The following is a 16,701-nucleotide window of genomic DNA, read 5'->3' as shown; positions in this document are numbered from 1 at the left end:
AGATCAGGACCATCGTCCTGATCTTTATCTTCCGATCATCCATTCATGCTTGAGCTGCTCATGAAGCCGCAGGACAAACCCGACCGGATGCGCTTCCGCCGCCTGTCCATCCGGCCAATCGATCCGCGTGCAGATGCGGCGAACAATCTGCATGGCCAGTTCAATCCGTTTCCCCTCAGACAAAGAGGGAAGTCTGTCTACGAAGGTTGCCAGCAGGTTCCAGTCCTCACGTGTAATGGCCCGCTTTTGCCGCTCGTCGAGCAGTACCGGCGGGGCTTCCGCCTTCCATCTCTCCACCTGTCTGCCCCATCGTCCGCGAAAACGGGTACGGGCCGCGCCTTCCTCGACCACAACGATCGTCCCTGCCACCAGGTCGCCGATCCGCTTGTCTCGCGGATGAAAAAACGAAACGATGCTTCCCAGCAAGTAGCCGGTCGGCAGGCTGTCAATAATCCGAAACAGATTGCGGATCACCGCTGACAAAAACGTTAGTGATTGACCATTCTCCTGAATCACACGGATTTTCATCCATTTTTTGCCAGGCGTCTGACCGGCTCGAAAGTATTCCCAGACAAAGAAGTAGCCAAAGTTGAACAGGAACAGCGCGATCATTATAATGGCAATCGCATAGCTCTCCGACTCCAGGAAAATATCCTCTCCATTTCCAAAAACAACTATGCCAAACAAAATAAATACAGTAATATTAACCAAGAGAAGCAGCCCTGTATCGATCAGATGAGCAGCCGCCCTGCTACCGAGACCGGCTGTCTGAAACCTTAGCTGGACGTGCTCCGGTGTGACGATGGCAACTTCTCGTCCCGCCTGGTTTGGTATGTGTTGTTCATTCATGCCGGTGCTTCACCCTTCCTGTACACTACACTCTTTATGAAAAAATTGAAAGGAGGCCCTTTTCGTGAATCTGACATCATTTTGGCAGGCGCACAAAGCAACCTGGGCTGAGCTCGACCGCTTGCTGGAGCACTTTCAAAAGCGCCCCCGTTCTATCGGGGCGGTGGAAATAGACCGTCTGACGCTTCTGTACAAAAAAGCTTCCGCCCATTTGGCTTATATCCGAACCTACCATCCAAACGATGAGGTGACCCGCTATTTAAACCAACTGGTAGCACGGGCCCACAACATTGCTTATCAACAGCAGTCCAGCAGTCTCGGGCAGCTGTCCCGCTTTTTTTGGGTCCATCTGTTTTCGCTGGTGCACAAGCGGATCTGGTTCATCGGCCTGGCCGGGCTCCTGTTTGCCATTGGCGGAATTTCCGGCTTTGCAGCAGTCATGGTCGATCCATTGAATCTGTATTACGTGCTGCCGGAGGGAATGGCTGCCCAAATCGATCCCAGCCGACTGGGAGAAGGCCATGATGCCATCAACAGTCCGCTTATGTCCACCGCGATCATGCTGAATAACATCAAGGTGGCATTTCTGGCCTTTATCAGCGGCATTACGCTCGGCGTGTTCCCCGTTTACCTGCTGCTTTTCAACGGCCTGTTGGTCGGAGCGTTGGCATCTGTCTACAGCCAGGCTGACAGCAGCTATGCCTTCTGGGCTTACATCCTGCCTCATGGCGTGATCGAGCTGACGGCCATCTTTATTGCCGGAGGAGCCGGACTCCACATGGGCTATCGGCTCCTTGTACCCGGCATTTACCATCGCAAATTTCAGTTTTTGCAGGCAGCGAAGGAATCCGCACAGTTGCTGCTGGGCACGATGCCGCTGTTTGTCATCGCCGGGATCATCGAAGGGTACATTACTCCGTCTTCGCTCTCTTTGGAGGCGAAGTACAGTGTGGCCGTGCTGACGCTCCTCGCCTTGGCCGGCTGGTACCTCTACGGATTGTACCGCCATCGCCGCAGCAGCGGTCAGAGCGCTTCTCTCGACTTGATGTCCAAATAAGAGTTTACAACAGTCAGCGTCAATTGATCGGCCGGAATGTCCAGTACCTGGATGCCCGCGCCGATCATTTTTTGTTGAAACGCTTTGCGGTCCAGCCAGAAGCGCTGCGCCAGCGCCTTGATGTACGCCAGACGGCTGTCTTTGGTCTCCGTCCTGCTCCACTCATGCAGCAGCGGATCAGCCAGCGAGAGCAGCAGCAGCAAATGACTTCGCCGCAGTCTCCACAGGTATGCTCCCAATTGATCCTCCAGCAAGTAATTCTCCATGTCGGAGAAGAGGACGATCAGACTCCGCCGCTTCTGCTGCCGATGCAGGTACTCCAGTGCCTGCAGAGGATTGGATTCGACAAAATCGCTTTGCAGATCGTACACCGCTTCGACGAGCGTATGCAGGTGGGCGAGCCCGCGGCCAGGCGGCACATACGTTTTGATTTCGTGGGAAAAAGCGAGCAACGCTACTTGATCTCCCTGCTTCAACGCAACGGCAGCCAAGGTGAGCGCCGATTCGATGGTCAAATCCAGCTTCGTCTTCCCTTCCAGCTCGACGCCCATCATCCGCCCGCAGTCCAGGAGAATCGTCAGCACTTTGCCTTGTTCCGGACGGTATTGGTTTGTCATCAGACGCCTGCTCCGCGCTGAGGCAGACCAGTTTATGTAGCGTGGATCATCATCCTGCACATATTCGCGGATCGCATGAAATTCTGTACCGCTTCTCGTACGCAAGAGAATTTTTTTCCCGTCCACAATCAAGCTGTCCTGAAGGGACTGCAGATAGCCCCGGACGGCGGTGAGATCCGGATACACCTTGATCTTTTGTTCACAGGGGATTTTCGCCTGCTTTTCCCACAGCCGGATTTTTCCCTGATAGCGCAAATACAAATAGGACAGCGTAAACAATCCCCGCTCGTTTCCTCGCGTTGTGTACGATACCGTTTCATACTTTTGTTTCAGAATGCCCTCTACCGCTTCCGGGCGGTCAAAGGAGATGGGCAGATCGTCTCGCAATCGGAACAGGATCGGTTGACCGCTGTGGTTCTCCAGCTCGATTGACACCGTCAGTTCCTGGCCGATGTCGGTCTGCTCAGGCAGCCTGCGAACCGCTGCGATCTTCTTTGCTCGGGGCATCGTATACCAGTCGGCGATGCTCGCCAACAGCAGCAAAGCGTTGTACATCCAAAAAAGCGCATAACCGAGTCCGGCCAGCGAGCCTGCCGCAGCGACTGCAGCACCACACCCGAGCAGGATGATCATTCTCTTGGTGGGCAGCACGCCATTTTCCAGCAGCCTGTTAACGAGGGACCGGAATGGCCGCGAGCGTTTCGTCGATGATGTGGTCACTGTTTCCCCCCTCCAATTCCACTTGTGGAGCCACAATCAGCCGGTGACGGAGGGCTGGACGGGCGACAGCCTTGACATCGTCTGGTGTGACATACATCCGGTTATCGAGCAAAGCCCATGCCTTGCTTGCCATGAGTACGGCGATGCCTGCACGCGAACTGGCTCCCAGCAATAGTCTCTTTGTCTCCCGCGTCTTGCGGATGATCGTCGTGATGTAGGCGAGAATTTGCTCCTCCACCACTACGTCCTCCAGCTTTTGCCGCTGCAAAACAATCTCCTCGATTCCGCATACGACCGTTTCGCTCTCCTTCTTTTCGGCAAAGAACGGAACATGCTGCTTCAATATCTCCAGTTCCTGCTCCTGTGACGGATAATCTACCTGCAGCTTGAACAAAAACCGGTCCAACTGTGCTTCCGGCAATACATAGGTCCCCTCGTACTCAACCGGGTTTTGGGTAGCCATGACAAAAAACGGATTCGGCAGCTCGTAAGTGACCCCGTTTATCGTCACCTGGCGCTCTTCCATTGCTTCCAGCAGCGCTGCCTGTGTCTTTGGCGGGGTACGGTTGATCTCGTCCGCCAGCAGCAGATTGGAAAAAATCGGTCCTTTAAGGGTTTCGAACGAGTTTTGCTGCATATTGAAAACGACGTTTCCGACAATGTCGCTCGGCATCAGGTCAGGCGTAAATTGAATCCTTCTGTATTCACCGCCAATCAGCCGTGAAAGGGTCCGGACCATTTTGGTTTTCCCGATGCCGGGCACCCCCTCCAGCAGAACATGGCCTCCAGCCAGCATGGCGGTAATCAGCAGGCGGATATTTTGCCGTTGTCCGAATACGTGCTTCTCCATTTCCTGTAGCAATTGCTGCACGTTTTGCTTCACTCCTTTTCCAATCGCTTGGTCACATCATCTAAAAGCCGGCTGTCGGCTACCAGCCGTTTCGCCGTGTAGTGCCGGTCTTTCTTTGCGTCATCCAGCCGGGCGAGAGCGTGGCTCAGCTTGCCGGCCTCTTGCGCTGTCCAGTGGCTTTCAGCTACCCGGACGATTTCGTAATCGGTCGTGCCTTTGTGCAATCCCCATCGGTCCGCAAGCAACTGACGCAGGTACGCCTCCCGAATCTGCAGAGCGTCCTTGGCCAGCCGTCGCCGTTCGTACCAGCTCGAAATCGCCAGAAGCGTTTCATCTCCACGACGAACTGTCCATTCTCTAAGCGTATAGACGGGGCCAAAGCGTTTCCCCTTCCACCAGATAAAGAGCAGCAGAGCGATGGCGAGCTGTGCCAGGCTGGCAATCAGCCAGTCCGGATAGATCGCCAGGATTCCCGGTCTCTGCTGATAGCCGTGATGGTACTCATCTATCCAAAAAACGCTCCAGTCTCCCTGGAGGTACGGCCAGATCAATTCAAAGTGGTTATGTTCCATTATCTTGCCGTTCGTGAGCCACTCCGGGACGAGAAACAAGCTTACTGTCCCTTCTCCCACCCGGCTCCGCCCCGCCAGAATCCCCTCCTGGTCAGAGAGCAGCGGCTCCATTCCATCCGCAGGATCGATTCTCCACTCCGTATCTGCCTGTCCGAAGCCGGGATTGTTCAGCAGCGAGCTTTCTACTCGCCGTTGTTCCGACTCGTAGCCTCCAACCAGACTGACGCTTAGGTCGGCATCCTCCCATCCTTCCGGCTCCCTTTGAAAGATGAGCAAGTCATTCCCTTTTTCCACCCATTGCAGGAGCTCTTCCTGTTCTTCCTCCTGCAAGCTATATGGTTCTACAAGCAGCATGGCCTGGCTTGTTCCTTCCGGAAGGAATCCCGTCGGTTTTCTCCATTCCTTGATTGCCTCACGTTTTTGTCCCAGCAGCTCCATTACTGCCTTCGTTCCATTGGGGTTGGGAGAAAAGGAGACATAGGCAGAATACGATTGGCTCGACGGTTTGAGCAGCATGATTCCCGCCACTAAGAAAAGCAGGATCGCCGCTCCCAGAACCAGTCTTGATTTAGCGGCGTTCGTCATGTTTTCCCTCCCCGTGCAATCTCCTCTCCAATTCGCTCAGCGATTCCCAGAAAGCAGCCGGAGCAAGCTCGGCCCTTCCATACCAAACCTGTTCAAAAAGACGGGCATGTGTGCGGAAGAACGTTTCCCACTCGGGTTGCCTTGCCTGCAATTCATCGAGGTACTCCCAATTTGTCTTCCAGCTCTCAATCCGAACCCAAGAGCGCTCCTGCATAAAACTGAGCAGAGCCAAAAAAGAATAGCGCACACCTTCGCGCCAGTCTTCTTTTTGTCCCCGTTCTTTTGCCTCGCGCAAGTAATCGGCATACGTGCGGATCCGTTCTTCTCGGGCGAGCAACTGGTTCTCCGCCGGGCCCCTGCGGACCATTCTCCGCCACCAGATCAAAAGAAAAACGATGACGCCAATCACAGCCGCGGCAACGATAACCTTTGACAACACGCTTGCCGTCCCCGGACTGACATCAGCCGACTGCAGCATGCGGGCAATCGTATCGAGGATTTCCTCGAAGAGGGCATCCAGCCAGCTCTTCCCCTGCTTTTTTACTTCCCCAAATTCGTCTCTGGCCAGAATGTCCGCAAGCCTTTCCTTGTCTTGGGTAAGCATTTCCGAATCGATCATGGCCTATCTTCCGCCCCCGGGGCAGTAAATGCCGGTTCTGTCTGTTCCTGAAGCAGCGCTTCGACATCCGTTCCGTCGTGGCGTACTTTCAGATCGAGATAGGCAAGCGAGTAAACGATCATCATCCACGGAGTCAACAGACATGTGAACAGAACCATCAACAGCTGTCCCAAAACGGATATGCCGAATATACCCATGAGAAGGGCCTGAATGCCCCCTGAAAAAATCGAATAAATGACCATGAGCACCAGGTACAGCCCGACTAACCGCCAGAAGTTCCCCTTCGTCAGCCTCCAGCTCCGTCCGATCCCGATCCCGTCGCGTTCCACCAGGACAACCGGCAGAAAAAACGCCCAGCGCAGGAGAAAATACCCGGGAACCAGAATCATCAGGACCAAAAACAGCAGATAGGCCAAGATGGCGAAGATGACGATGACAACCGGATTCGGGTCGTCAAACTCAAACAAGCTGCCAATGCCAATCCCCAGCATCGACAATAGAAAAATAGCCACGCCAAACGCGAGCATAATGCCAATTGCAATCAACATATAGACGACCGTGCTTCCTGCCATCGGCCAGAACCTTCCAAATGATTGCTTCAAAGAAGCCTTCAGCGAGATCGATTCCCCGTACACAGCAGCCTGAGTAACAAGCAGCGTCGCTCCCTGCAGCTGCGGATAGACCAGCAGGATACTCAGCGGCAGCCACAACAGCAAATACACCAGCAATTTCCCGATGTCGTCCGTCATTGCCTCATCCGATTGGATAAAACGGTTTTGCAAAAACTCTTCAAAACTGCTCGAATCATCGTCCGATACCAACAGCGGCATGCTGCCTACGTCATTGAGCAGTACCTCCTGCAGCAACAGCAGCGGAGCAAACAGGATTAGTGCCAACAGAAAAAACGTGGTAAAATGTTGGCGGTACACCGAAAAGCTCCGGTCCAATAAGCCCCCCACTCCCATGGGTTCAAGCCGCTTTCGATCCATTCGTGAAACCTCCACCATCTCTGTATTTGGGATTACCCGACCATTATACACGATTTTCCTCTTTTTTGAAAAAATTCCTCTCTATTTGACACATCATGTCGGAACACGAAGCCCTTGCAAAAAGAAAGCACTGCTCCTTTTGATGTGCAGTGCTTTTTCGACTCCATTTTTCTATTCCGTGACGCGGATCACCGCACTCGCCGCTCCCCGCTTTTCGCCGTCCTCTTGTTCTACCTTCACTTCAAACGTAAACGTCCCTTTTCGTTTGGGGACAAAGCGGATCACAACCTTCTGGATTCCCCGCTTTTTGTCGTATTGCCGCGTAATTTCCTCTGCCTTGTAATTCCAGGAGATTTTATGATCCTCCCATTTGCCGATCTTGTAGTAAGCTACCAGGTAAATTTCGTCTCCCGCTTTCATGGTCGCTGTGCCCGGACTGAGAGAGACAAGTATCTTGTCATGGTCCTCGACGGTAAACTCGGTGACGGCGCTTGCCTCAATTGTCTCGCCTGTCTCTTCGTCCTCCATACCCGCAAAGAAAAATGGCTTGTAAACTCCCGGTATTTTTGGAGTAAACGTCCCCGTCGTCACGTACTGGTTGTTTTTTGGATCCAACTCAGTCTCCAATTCCTCTACAGGCTGTGATTGATCAACAGAATTAAAGAAAAACATAAACTTCGGCTCGGATACGAGTTTACCTTTATTGGGTGTATAGACAGTAAACTTGATCGGCTCGCCTACCTTATAATATTCTTTCTGCTCAATTTTAAAGATGGACTCTACAGAAGGATTCATGGGCGGCATATTGTCAACTTGGATCATTTTGCTCGCATGTCCGAACCACTTTTGCTCTCCGTCATCCATAACGATTTTGTACACGAGCTTATAAGAAGTGATTCGACTTCCCGTCGAAAAGACACCCTTTGAGACATACTGGCCGTCGACCTCTTCGGTTTTCACAGGAATATCCAGTCGTTCTCCTTTCTCACCGTAATTGTCGATGGACATCTCGACCTGGACCAAATCGCCCTTTTTCTCCGTCATGGCTATGGCTGTAATCTCTTGTTCGTAATTATATTGCTTGTAGTCTGGTGTTAAACGAAGCTGACTCTCCAGTTCACTCGCTGTTTCTTCCGCAGTTGCTGGTTGAACGCAAAAGAAGCCAAGTCCAACAGCCAACACGGCGGTCCAAACAAACATTGACCAACTGGCTTTGTTGCTTCCCGGAAACCATCTGAAGCGCTTCATACCTTACAATCCTCCTCGGCCATATGGCTTAGGTCATTTTCTTTTATTATAGCGAAACAAATCGACTTTTCATCCATTTTCCAGTTATGTAAATATACAGAGTTCACACGAGCAAAAAAAATCCTCCAGCCATTGAATCAATAGCCGGAGGCATAGTACGTGAATGGTTCTATTATATGAAAAAGGCTCGGGAATTTCCTTCGTAGGTTGCTGGCAAGTCAGGCAACATTGCCTTGGATTGGTGTTTTCTATGTAAAGAAACAGGCCCATTTTCTTGAAAAAGATCGAATCCCCTCTTCCTCTCCCCGCCCCTACCGGTTTATACTTGCCGCATATTCTTCCTTGAACTGTTTATTGTACGACGAGATCAGACTCACCTTTCGCAGCAGCTCCTTTAAGCTATGGCTGAAAAAATCCGGCTCCTTGCATCCGTCCACATGTCCGACAGCAACCGATATGGATACTCCTTCAAGCACCATTGGCCGTCCGATCTCCTCGAGATATTCCTCTACTTGCTCTTGATCCGCTAACGATATCAGCACAAATTCATCGCCAGCATACCGGCACAAATAGTCGTATTTCTCCTTGGCGAGCGCGGAAAGCCGTTGAGATAAAGTCCGAATCACGTCATCGCCAAATGGATGGCCGTATTCTTTATTGATTCGACCGAAATCGTTTATGTCCACAAAAATCAGGTGGAACGGCTGACGCTGTTTGAGGAACTCCTCTCCAATGTACTGTATATAGGGAGCCCGGTACAAGCCTGTATGCGAATCCATGAACTCAGCCAGCTTTCGCATCACTTCTTCGCGAGTCACCAGCCCCTTCATCTCTGTCTTGTCCATGACGAGAATCCGTTCAATCTGATTCTCCGTGAGCATGCGATAGGCGTCCCAAATGTCGTGATCGGGACTGATCGTGACGGGATTGGGAGTCATGGCATCTGCTACGATCCGATTGGGATGGGATGATCGGACATCCCGGGAAGTGATGATTCCCTGTACCTGGTCGTGATCGACTACAATCAGCGACCCGATCTTCCATTCATTCATTTGCTCCGCCGCATAGGAAACACTTCTTCCCGACGTAATGGTGTGAACGGAAGTAGTCATGATTTCGGAGACCTTCATGACAGATCCACCTCGCGCTGAACAGAAACAGCGATTTTCAACTCAGAGCGAAGAACCATCGAATCGCTGATCATGTTTTCTGCTTCCTCCAGAATAATGTTCATCAACACATCTCTATCCAGCATCTGCATCAGCGAATTTCGGATGAGGACAGCCTCAATTCTCGGATGATCTATCTTCACCAAAGTAAATTGCTCCGGCGAAAGCGCCTCTGCCATCCGCCTGACGGCCTCTGGCCCAATGGGGGCTTTTCTTCCTACGATTAAGAGATCCTGCATCGGCGGAACCTCGAATTCCGAGATTCGTAGAGAAAGCGTCGCTTTCCGGGAATACACGTTTCTGTCACTCATCACATATTTCCTCCAGTATGTACACTTTTCATGAATATCGATTCAGTCGTCCCGGTTTCCCGAGGTAGTAGCCCTGACCGGTTTTTACGCCGAGGCTCGCGGCGCAGCAAAAATCCTCCTCGCGCTCAATCCCTTCCAAAATAAGCTCAGCTTCATCCCGGCAGTACTCAACCAAAAGCTGTACGATTTTTTGTTTCTTTCCTGAATGGGCCAAGCCATCTGAAAAGAACTTGTCCATTTTAATAAAATCAGGGGAGATCTCGACAATCTTGCGAAAGGTTGTCGCTCCTTCTCCGACGTCATCCAGCGCGATCTTGAAGCCGATCTTTCTAAGCATGGCGATTCTTCTCGTAAACAGCGGGTTCAGCCATATTTTTCGCTCTACGATGGATTCGTTGATTTCCAGAACAATTTTGCTCAGATTGGGACGAAACCTGCTCATGATGCCATCAATAAATGCCGGAAACTGATCCTCCACGATCGTAGACGGATAAATGTTGACAAAGAGAAACTCTCTTTTTTCCTGCCTCTGCTGGGGCATGAAAAAAACAGTCAATGCCTGTGAAATAGACAGGGTATCCAATTCAAATAACTTATTCTGTTCAGTCGCCTTTTGGAACAATGCTTCAGGGCCGATAGGGGATACGCTGCGAATCAGCGCTTCATATCCTATAACCTTTTTTTCCGGAAGGTGACAAATCGGCTGGAATACGTGGTAGAATCGTCGATTTTCAATAAATTCTGCTATGCTCTCCATCGTCTTACCTTCCTTACATGTTTGATTAAAATGATCGTACCCTGCACCCTCTTCAAACGGACACGCCAGCTGGTTGTACAACCAGCCCGATCATCTATTTAGGTAAATAGACTCACTATTCACAAAGAGTCCTTTTGACAAATAGCTCCATTATCCCTAATTATTCGCTAATTTTTACCTAATTCCTTTTCTTTTTTATGTAATTTGAACTACCTGATTATTTTTTTCTGTTGGCAAGGATATTTTTATGGAGTAAACGCTTTCTTTTGAGCGCAAAAAAACCTTTCCCCAGCCGACTCTCGGTGAAGAAAGGTTCGTTCTTGTCGATTTTGTTTGGCTTGCGGTTTTATGTCGTCAGGTTTCCGCTTGCCTTGCTCTTTGTGACGATGTGATGGCCGACGGGCAACCCCCGCTGCTGCAGCTCGTCGGACGTGAAAATTTGGAGCGTCTCACTTTTGCATGGCATTGGCATCAGGCCGCCGAGAGGGCTCATCACTCGCCCGTTTGTGTCTGTCTCGATCACGACGTACAGCCCCTTGCTCTCCAACTGCTGGATAAAGTCAGTCCAGCGCTTGGCGGTCATGTGCCCCACGTGCTTCGTGAAAATGACACCCATTTCTTGTGCTAACATGTACAATCCCCTTTGGTTCCCATCAAGTTTGATCAGTTAAGACATTCTAACGATACAAGGAAACATTCCCTTCTGGCAAAATGCGTTTTGAACAATAATCTGCGAAAAAATCCGGTTTTTCCCCGCTTATCGTTTTTAAGACCCTTCCCTCGTCACCGCACACAACTTTTCACCGCGGGCCGCTGTTTTTCGCTGTTTGTCCTTGTCCTCCCTATTTTTACCGATAGGTGACCGCTTGTTTTCCCAATGCTTCCCAACTGTTCTTCAGCGCCTGGTGAGCTACTCTCCGCTGTTTTTTTACTGTCAGCGGATCGTTGACATAGGCGTAAGTCTCATCGTATCCGACCAGCAGTACGGCATGCTCGTCAAAAGGAACCACGATCTGTTTGCCGTCGCTGTCCCAGTACTCCCACTCAGTCGGCGGCGTAAAGTCTCCGGTCGCCCATATGACTACGGGATACCCTGCGGCTACACTGTCCAGCAGCGTCTCGTAGCTTTCTCCAGTCAGATTGACCGTCCGCTCCCCCATATAATGCCGAAGCAGTTCCTCCAGCGGTTTATTGTAGACGGCAAAGCCTTTTTTCTTTCCTGTCATATCCCCGACAAAGCCTTCAGCCGGATCCCCCCATTTTTTGATATCGCCATTTTGCTGAACGATCGGTTCCGGGTCCTTTTTAACTTGCCGGGCCAGTGTCATTTTATCTACGGAATGACCGGCATGCTGCAGCAGCATCGCCAAGCTCGTCACCTCGCAGCCGTTCTTTAATTCCGGATTTTGCGCGATAACGGGAATATCCAGCATCGCTTGAGCGGGTCTGGCTGTATTTGTATGCAAGGCCAGCCGCGGTGCCGGAATCGCTGATTGTTCGCTGCTTGGGTGCTTGCTGCTTAGTCGCTCGCTGCTTGGAACAGGCTGGGATTGTTCGGTTTGCGGCGCTGCTGCACCGCATCCCGTCAGCAAAACTCCCCATGCCGTCAGAGTGGCAATGGCCGTTTGTCTCACGGAATTGATCCCCTTCGATTTTATCCACAGGATGCCCTGGAGTCGTGCAGTCCATGTACAGACTCTCTCAGGAGATCGCTTCCAGCTCTACCGCAAGCAGGCTGGAAAAGGGAATCCAGACGGTCTTCTTATCCGTGTGCAGCTTTATCTTTTTTAATGCCTGATCGACGTGGGCGATTTTCCCCGTCAAACCGCAAGCACTTTTTCCATCGTAATACGTCAGCACGACACCCTGACCTGTTTGCAGTGCCTCCCAGATACGCCCGCTTATTTCAGCCATCTGCTCCTCGTCGAGCCCAGGCGGCACATAACGAAGCTCTTCCGCTTTGATCCTGATGTACATCTCACGGTGCTCCGGCAGCACAAAACGGCTTGCCACAAACAAATTATCCCGTTTGGAAACGCGCTTTTCCCTCATGTCCTTCTCTCCTCTTTGCTGACTGCGCCTTGTTCTTCCTCTCGCCTCTGAAACATTGCTCGCGGTTCATCCGCAAAGGATTTCGGCCTTGCCGTCATCCAGGAGCGGGCCAATTCCTGACACTCGGAGCGAAGCACTTCGATGGAATAGACCGCTTCCCTGACATATCCGCGATGTCGGTACTGTACCACATAGGTGCCATCCTGCCGGGTCGCCGTCAGCAAAATGCAGCCCATCTGCCGAAGCCGGCGCCGCAACTGATGATGCTCCCGCTCTGCCCAGCGGGACAGCTCCTGAAAAAACCAGTCGTACGAAATTTTGAAGGGAACGGTCCGCCCCTTTCCCATATCGACCATCGCAACCCGAAACAACAGGCCAAACAACACGTACAAGCGGACCAGTTCTTGCTCTTCCTCAGCGTCCTGCCTCTCCGTCATTTATAGTGCCCCCCGATCTTGCGAGCACGCTCACGAGCCTGCCCGGCTCCCGACATGGAAGCGGCACGCAAAATCGCATCCGCTCCGTAGCGATTGCGGATATCGTCTACAGCTCGGGCAAGTGAACGCTGCTTCTGAGTATCGGTAAAGAGGTTGAGCTGAACCACGTTGTCAGGCACCAGCTGCTCCAGACTGACGCCGACGCTGCGAACAGGGGTTTCCTGCCAGTGCCGGTCAAACAGGCGGCAGACAGCTTCGTAAAGCGTCATCGCGTCATTGGTCGGCTCCGGCAGCTTGAGCTGACGTCCAAATCCTGTCGGCACGTCAAAGTCGGCTCCCCGGCATCCAACCGATACCACCCAGCCCATCAGCTCTTTGCTGCGGGCCCTGCGGCATACCTCTTCACACAGCTCAAGCAGCACCACCTTGATGTCAGCAGCTGTATGGTAGTCGCGCGGCAGCGTCATGTGGTGACCGATCCCCTTCTGGGTATCATGCGTACGAGGCGAAACGGGCGAGTCATCCATGCCGTGCGCCGTACGCCACAGCACCTCCCCATTGACGCCCCAGCGCCGGGTCAACACAGCGGGCGAGAGCTGCGCCAGCTGCCCGATCTGGTATACGCCCATGCGATGAAAATGCCGTTTCATCCGCGAGCCTACTCCAAACAATTTTTCAATCGGCAGCTTCCAGAGCGTCTCTGCAAGCTCCTCCCGCTTCAGCCAGAAAATGCCTTCCTCCCGCTTCTTGGCGAAATTGTCGCACGCCATTTTGGCCAGCACCTTGTTTTCTCCAATACCGACCCGTGAATGTACTCCTGTTTCCAAGCGGATGCGCCGCTGGATCTCCTCTGCGATTTTCCACGGACCTCCAAACAGCCGGACACTTCCCGTCACATCCAAAAACTGCTCGTCGATGGAATACGGCTCCACCAGATCGGTAAACGACTCGAATATGCGAGTAATTTGTACAGCCACACGGATATAGGTCTCCATCCTCGGGCGAACCACGACCAGATGGCGGCACTTTTGCTGAGCCTGCCACAAGGCTTCTGCCGTGGTGACGCCGTACGACTTGGCAATCGGGCAAGCAGCGAGGACCACCCCGCTTCTTCGTTCGGGATCGCCTGCTACGACGATCGGTTTGTCGCGCAGCTTCGGCTGAGCCGCTTTTTCGATACTGGCATAAAAGCTCTGCATGTCAGCGAGAAAAATAATCCGTTTGTTGTCATGAGCCATTACAACCATCCCCTGAATAGGAACAAATGTTCCCGTTTCATTTCTGTTCTTATTATAGCAAACAGATGTTCGCTTTTATACCATGTACTTTTAAAAAAGGGCTGGAAATTGAAGGAAGTCGCCTGACAGGAGAGAAATTAGTAAGCATCAAAAGCGAAGGAACCGGTGGAGCGCCCGGATGGACATCCCGTAACGAGCAGCAAGCCGGATCAGGAGCTTCACGAGCAGAAAGGAGAAAAGGATGGACATTCGTCTGCGTCCCACTGCATTGGCAGATATACCGTATGTATACGAAACCGAACAGATGGAGGAAAACCGCGCTTACATCCTGCCGTGGGAGAGCACGCGGCATGAGCAGTCTCTCGCAAACCCGGATATCCGCCATTTGATTGTAGAAGATGCGAAGAAGGGGAACAGCGTGGGATACGTGATCCTGGCCGGACTGGCCAATCCGCACGCGAGTATCGAATTCATGCGGATTACCATCTCCGAAAAAAGAAAAGGATACGGGCGCAAGGTGCTGCAGGAGATCAAAAGGCTGGCTTTTGACGAGTGGGGGGCCAACCGCCTCTGGCTGGACGTCAAGGAGGAAAATCGACGAGCGCTTCAGCTCTACCTGTCGGAAGGCTTTATCATGGAGGGAAAATTGCGGGAGTGTCTCAAAACGAACGATCGGTACGAATCGCTGATTGTCCTCTCCATGCTGGCACGCGAGTACAAAAGCTGGACGCAAACTTGACTGAACGGAGTTATACGCCAAAAGCAAAGATAATGGTGCAAAAGATGAAGGTGCAAGGAAACGCAAGCCGGGAAGAAAAGGAAAGTGGAGACTCTCGTGCTTGCAAAATGCTTGCCGGGTGGTGGAATTAGCGAATATAGCACCATCCGCTAATTCCACTTGCCGACCGTTTTTCTCGTCTTGCAGAATTCAAGCTGGTCTTCACATAAGAGGTGCGCTGTCTACCAAACTATCTCCATCTGGGAAAGGCTTTCCTGCTCAGTGCGGCTGAAGGTCGCCGCTGCTCAGCAAGTACAGCCACTGACCGTCAGCGCTTGCACCGATAAAGCTGATTCCGAAGGAGAGGTCTGTGATCAACGTGTCCGTCTTTCGCTGGTCAGCGTCAAAAGCCATAATGTCCATCGCGACCGCGTGCCCTTCCGCGTTCTCTTTATGTCTCGCAAACAAATACCGGTGACTGTTTGGGAGCCACAACCCTTCTCCCTGGAAATCCATCAGGTGCTCCTTTCCTTTAAACAGCCCCGCATTCCAATACATCTGATACATCCCGTCATCGGTTTGCGTATAGCCAGCCCAAGCATCTCTCGGAACAGGCGGGTTCCACGCGCTGACCTTTTCCGTCTTCCAGTCATAGCGGTAACGCAATTGGTCGAAGGAACTACGGCTCTGCCGCATCGCAAAAGTGAACTGCCGCCCGTCATCATCAAAGGAAATGGGGATGACATCTCCGTACATTTCATCGATAGGCACAAAGCCTTTCAGCGCACCGGTCAACCGCTGCTTTTCTCCGGTTTCCAGATTCAGCAGCAGCAGGTCCAGATTTTGCTCCTGGTCTTTGGGCCCAACAGCCATGATCAGCTTTTTTCGGTCATGGCTAAAGTCGGCTCCGTGAACGAATTCCCCTATCTCGACGGGAACCGCAGTTTCACTGACAGGCATGTTTTGCCCCTCTTGCGGTGCCGCATAAAAAAAGCCGCGCCGGTCGGCAACAAATGCGCCTTCCCCCCGGTAACTGGTGGTCAGCTCCACTGGATAGCGAGTCAGCTCGTTCGTCTGCCTGTCATAGATCCCGTACAGGAGGGGATGCCGCGCGTCGCATTCGCAATATTCCGTATACCGCCTCAAGAGCAGATATCGCTGCTCAGGGTCGAGAAAAGAGTCGCTATGATACGAGCCGGGATACCCGCTGATCTGCTCCCGCACCTTTCCATCCAGGCTCACCTTCCACAATTGGTTGGGAGCAAGAACAACAGCCAGGAAGCCAGGGGGTTCCGACAGAACATGGCCGCTGGCGGTGCGTGCGCCTTTTACATCCAATACATACTCCTTTATTCCGTCTTCCGGCTGTACTCTCGTCCTGGGTGTCGCCCGGAGGTGAAGCTGTTTATCATGGACCCAACGGAACTCCAGGTCGGGCTCGATAAACCATTCCTCGGCAGACGCCTTCTCTTTTATCCGCGATTCAATCGCTTCTACCACACTGCTTCGGTCCATCGCCTGACGAAAGAACAACGTAAATGTCTGCGGTCCACTACCAACCGGAGTCCTGATCGGAGATTGCAGTACCGGCTCCTCATCCAGTCGGATCACAACATCTGCTTTCATCGATGCATAGTCAAACGGAATCTCTGCTGGATTCCACTCGGCGGAGGAAGGCGTTGGCGGATGCCCGGAGGAGGAATTCGGGGTTGTCCCCGGAGTTGTACTCCCAGGTGGCGCTTGTGATTCCGGCTGTTGATTTCCGCCGCTGCCGGATGGCGGTGTGCCTGTGCTTGCGGCAGGAACACATCCGGTTAAAAGCAATGTGCCTGCGAGAAGCAGCGCGAATGCCTGTAAGCGTTTCATCTGAACCATGATTTCGCTCCTTTGACTTCTTAACAATATTTCCCTGT

General features: G+C 52.3%; 18 protein-coding genes. 2 read left to right on the top strand and 16 right to left on the bottom strand.

Annotated features, from left to right (window positions below; all coding sequences use genetic code 11):
- Nucleotides 1-24: 24 nt before the first annotated feature.
- On the bottom strand, nucleotides 25-849 hold the full coding sequence (locus EDM54_RS20055; protein ID WP_003386090.1) for an RDD family protein: 825 nt from the start codon (nucleotides 847-849) through the stop codon (nucleotides 25-27).
- Between the two features lie 64 nt (nucleotides 850-913).
- On the opposite strand from EDM54_RS20055, the gene EDM54_RS20050 reads away from it, so the two are divergent.
- Nucleotides 914-1,906, top strand: a complete 993-nt coding sequence (locus EDM54_RS20050; protein ID WP_031932938.1) for a stage II sporulation protein M — start codon at nucleotides 914-916, stop codon at nucleotides 1,904-1,906.
- On the opposite strand, the gene EDM54_RS20045 is transcribed toward EDM54_RS20050, so the two are convergent.
- The 14 genes from EDM54_RS20045 to EDM54_RS19980 all read right to left on the bottom strand — a co-directional run bounded on the left by EDM54_RS20045 (nucleotide 1,873) and on the right by EDM54_RS19980 (nucleotide 14,070).
- Complete coding sequence (locus EDM54_RS20045; protein WP_024982964.1) at nucleotides 1,873-3,243, bottom strand: DUF58 domain-containing protein; 1,371 nt, start codon at nucleotides 3,241-3,243, stop codon at nucleotides 1,873-1,875. The genes EDM54_RS20050 and EDM54_RS20045 overlap by 34 nt on opposite strands.
- Complete coding sequence (locus EDM54_RS20040) at nucleotides 3,194-4,114, bottom strand: AAA family ATPase (RefSeq protein ID WP_031932939.1); 921 nt, start codon at nucleotides 4,112-4,114, stop codon at nucleotides 3,194-3,196. The genes EDM54_RS20045 and EDM54_RS20040 overlap by 50 nt, the downstream gene beginning before the upstream one ends.
- 8 nt (nucleotides 4,115-4,122) lie before the next feature.
- On the bottom strand, nucleotides 4,123-5,250 hold the full coding sequence (locus EDM54_RS20035) for a DUF4350 domain-containing protein (RefSeq protein ID WP_003386094.1): 1,128 nt from the start codon (nucleotides 5,248-5,250) through the stop codon (nucleotides 4,123-4,125).
- Nucleotides 5,234-5,869: a DUF4129 domain-containing protein gene (locus EDM54_RS20030; protein ID WP_003386095.1), complete on the bottom strand. Its 636-nt coding sequence runs from the start codon at nucleotides 5,867-5,869 to the stop codon at nucleotides 5,234-5,236. The genes EDM54_RS20035 and EDM54_RS20030 overlap by 17 nt, the downstream gene beginning before the upstream one ends.
- Nucleotides 5,866-6,858: a DUF7847 domain-containing protein gene (locus tag EDM54_RS20025; RefSeq protein ID WP_003386097.1), complete on the bottom strand. Its 993-nt coding sequence runs from the start codon at nucleotides 6,856-6,858 to the stop codon at nucleotides 5,866-5,868. The genes EDM54_RS20030 and EDM54_RS20025 overlap by 4 nt, the downstream gene beginning before the upstream one ends.
- 171 nt (nucleotides 6,859-7,029) lie before the next feature.
- The gene (locus tag EDM54_RS20020) at nucleotides 7,030-8,106 is read right to left on the bottom strand and encodes a hypothetical protein (protein WP_122958700.1); all 1,077 of its coding nucleotides are present in this window, start codon (nucleotides 8,104-8,106) and stop codon (nucleotides 7,030-7,032) included.
- 311 nt (nucleotides 8,107-8,417) lie between these two features.
- Complete coding sequence (locus tag EDM54_RS20015; protein WP_003386101.1) at nucleotides 8,418-9,236, bottom strand: CBS domain-containing protein; 819 nt, start codon at nucleotides 9,234-9,236, stop codon at nucleotides 8,418-8,420.
- Nucleotides 9,233-9,586 carry a hypothetical protein gene (locus EDM54_RS20010; protein WP_003386102.1) on the bottom strand — a complete coding sequence of 118 codons (354 nt, stop codon included), beginning with the start codon at nucleotides 9,584-9,586 and terminating at the stop codon, nucleotides 9,233-9,235. Before EDM54_RS20010 ends, EDM54_RS20015 begins: the two co-directional genes overlap by 4 nt.
- A 28-nt stretch (nucleotides 9,587-9,614) precedes the next feature.
- A complete protein-coding gene (locus EDM54_RS20005; RefSeq protein WP_003386103.1) occupies nucleotides 9,615-10,343 on the bottom strand; it encodes an EAL domain-containing protein in 729 nt (242 codons plus the stop codon).
- A 346-nt stretch (nucleotides 10,344-10,689) separates the two neighbouring features.
- Nucleotides 10,690-10,974: a hypothetical protein gene (locus tag EDM54_RS20000; RefSeq protein ID WP_003386104.1), complete on the bottom strand. Its 285-nt coding sequence runs from the start codon at nucleotides 10,972-10,974 to the stop codon at nucleotides 10,690-10,692.
- Nucleotides 10,975-11,191: 217 nt separating this feature from the next.
- The gene (locus tag EDM54_RS19995) at nucleotides 11,192-11,977 is read right to left on the bottom strand and encodes a C39 family peptidase (RefSeq protein ID WP_052259637.1); all 786 of its coding nucleotides are present in this window, start codon (nucleotides 11,975-11,977) and stop codon (nucleotides 11,192-11,194) included.
- A 67-nt stretch (nucleotides 11,978-12,044) separates the two neighbouring features.
- The gene (locus tag EDM54_RS19990; RefSeq protein WP_122958699.1) at nucleotides 12,045-12,395 is read right to left on the bottom strand and encodes a YolD-like family protein; all 351 of its coding nucleotides are present in this window, start codon (nucleotides 12,393-12,395) and stop codon (nucleotides 12,045-12,047) included.
- Nucleotides 12,392-12,832, bottom strand: coding sequence for a YhjD family protein (locus tag EDM54_RS19985; RefSeq protein WP_003386107.1), 441 nt, complete (start codon nucleotides 12,830-12,832; stop codon nucleotides 12,392-12,394). Before EDM54_RS19985 ends, EDM54_RS19990 begins: the two co-directional genes overlap by 4 nt.
- On the bottom strand, nucleotides 12,829-14,070 hold the full coding sequence (locus tag EDM54_RS19980; RefSeq protein WP_122958698.1) for a DNA polymerase IV: 1,242 nt from the start codon (nucleotides 14,068-14,070) through the stop codon (nucleotides 12,829-12,831). The genes EDM54_RS19985 and EDM54_RS19980 overlap by 4 nt, the downstream gene beginning before the upstream one ends.
- 241 nt (nucleotides 14,071-14,311) lie before the next feature.
- Here EDM54_RS19980 and EDM54_RS19975 point away from each other — a divergent pair, with 241 nt between their 5' ends.
- Complete coding sequence (locus tag EDM54_RS19975; RefSeq protein WP_024982903.1) at nucleotides 14,312-14,809, top strand: GNAT family N-acetyltransferase; 498 nt, start codon at nucleotides 14,312-14,314, stop codon at nucleotides 14,807-14,809.
- Nucleotides 14,810-15,067: 258 nt separating this feature from the next.
- Here EDM54_RS19975 and EDM54_RS19970 read toward each other — a convergent pair whose 3' ends face one another.
- Nucleotides 15,068-16,663, bottom strand: coding sequence for a hypothetical protein (locus EDM54_RS19970; protein WP_003386112.1), 1,596 nt, complete (start codon nucleotides 16,661-16,663; stop codon nucleotides 15,068-15,070).
- Nucleotides 16,664-16,701: the final 38 nt, after the last annotated feature.

Source organism: Brevibacillus borstelensis (genome assembly GCF_003710865.1).
Classification (GTDB): Bacteria; Bacillota; Bacilli; order Brevibacillales; family Brevibacillaceae; genus Brevibacillus; species Brevibacillus borstelensis.
Note: the sequence above shows the minus strand (reverse complement) of the source record. Positions and strands in the feature narration are given on the sequence as shown.

What these genes read in the sequence shown, in the direction of transcription:
- EDM54_RS20055 (WP_003386090.1), bottom strand. Translation starts at nt 849, where the DNA reads ATGAATGAACAACACATACCAAACCAGGCGGGACGAGAAGTTGCCATC.
- EDM54_RS20035 (WP_003386094.1), bottom strand. Translation starts at nt 5,250, where the DNA reads ATGACGAACGCCGCTAAATCAAGACTGGTTCTGGGAGCGGCGATCCTG.
- EDM54_RS20030 (WP_003386095.1), bottom strand. Translation starts at nt 5,869, where the DNA reads ATGATCGATTCGGAAATGCTTACCCAAGACAAGGAAAGGCTTGCGGAC.
- EDM54_RS20025 (WP_003386097.1), bottom strand. Translation starts at nt 6,858, where the DNA reads ATGGATCGAAAGCGGCTTGAACCCATGGGAGTGGGGGGCTTATTGGAC.
- EDM54_RS20020 (WP_122958700.1), bottom strand. Translation starts at nt 8,106, where the DNA reads ATGAAGCGCTTCAGATGGTTTCCGGGAAGCAACAAAGCCAGTTGGTCA.
- EDM54_RS20015 (WP_003386101.1), bottom strand. Translation starts at nt 9,236, where the DNA reads ATGAAGGTCTCCGAAATCATGACTACTTCCGTTCACACCATTACGTCG.
- EDM54_RS20010 (WP_003386102.1), bottom strand. Translation starts at nt 9,586, where the DNA reads ATGAGTGACAGAAACGTGTATTCCCGGAAAGCGACGCTTTCTCTACGA.
- EDM54_RS20005 (WP_003386103.1), bottom strand. Translation starts at nt 10,343, where the DNA reads ATGGAGAGCATAGCAGAATTTATTGAAAATCGACGATTCTACCACGTA.
- EDM54_RS20000 (WP_003386104.1), bottom strand. Translation starts at nt 10,974, where the DNA reads ATGTTAGCACAAGAAATGGGTGTCATTTTCACGAAGCACGTGGGGCAC.
- EDM54_RS19990 (WP_122958699.1), bottom strand. Translation starts at nt 12,395, where the DNA reads ATGAGGGAAAAGCGCGTTTCCAAACGGGATAATTTGTTTGTGGCAAGC.
- EDM54_RS19985 (WP_003386107.1), bottom strand. Translation starts at nt 12,832, where the DNA reads ATGACGGAGAGGCAGGACGCTGAGGAAGAGCAAGAACTGGTCCGCTTG.
- EDM54_RS19980 (WP_122958698.1), bottom strand. Translation starts at nt 14,070, where the DNA reads ATGGCTCATGACAACAAACGGATTATTTTTCTCGCTGACATGCAGAGC.
- EDM54_RS19975 (WP_024982903.1), top strand. Translation starts at nt 14,312, where the DNA reads ATGGACATTCGTCTGCGTCCCACTGCATTGGCAGATATACCGTATGTA.
- EDM54_RS19970 (WP_003386112.1), bottom strand. Translation starts at nt 16,663, where the DNA reads ATGGTTCAGATGAAACGCTTACAGGCATTCGCGCTGCTTCTCGCAGGC.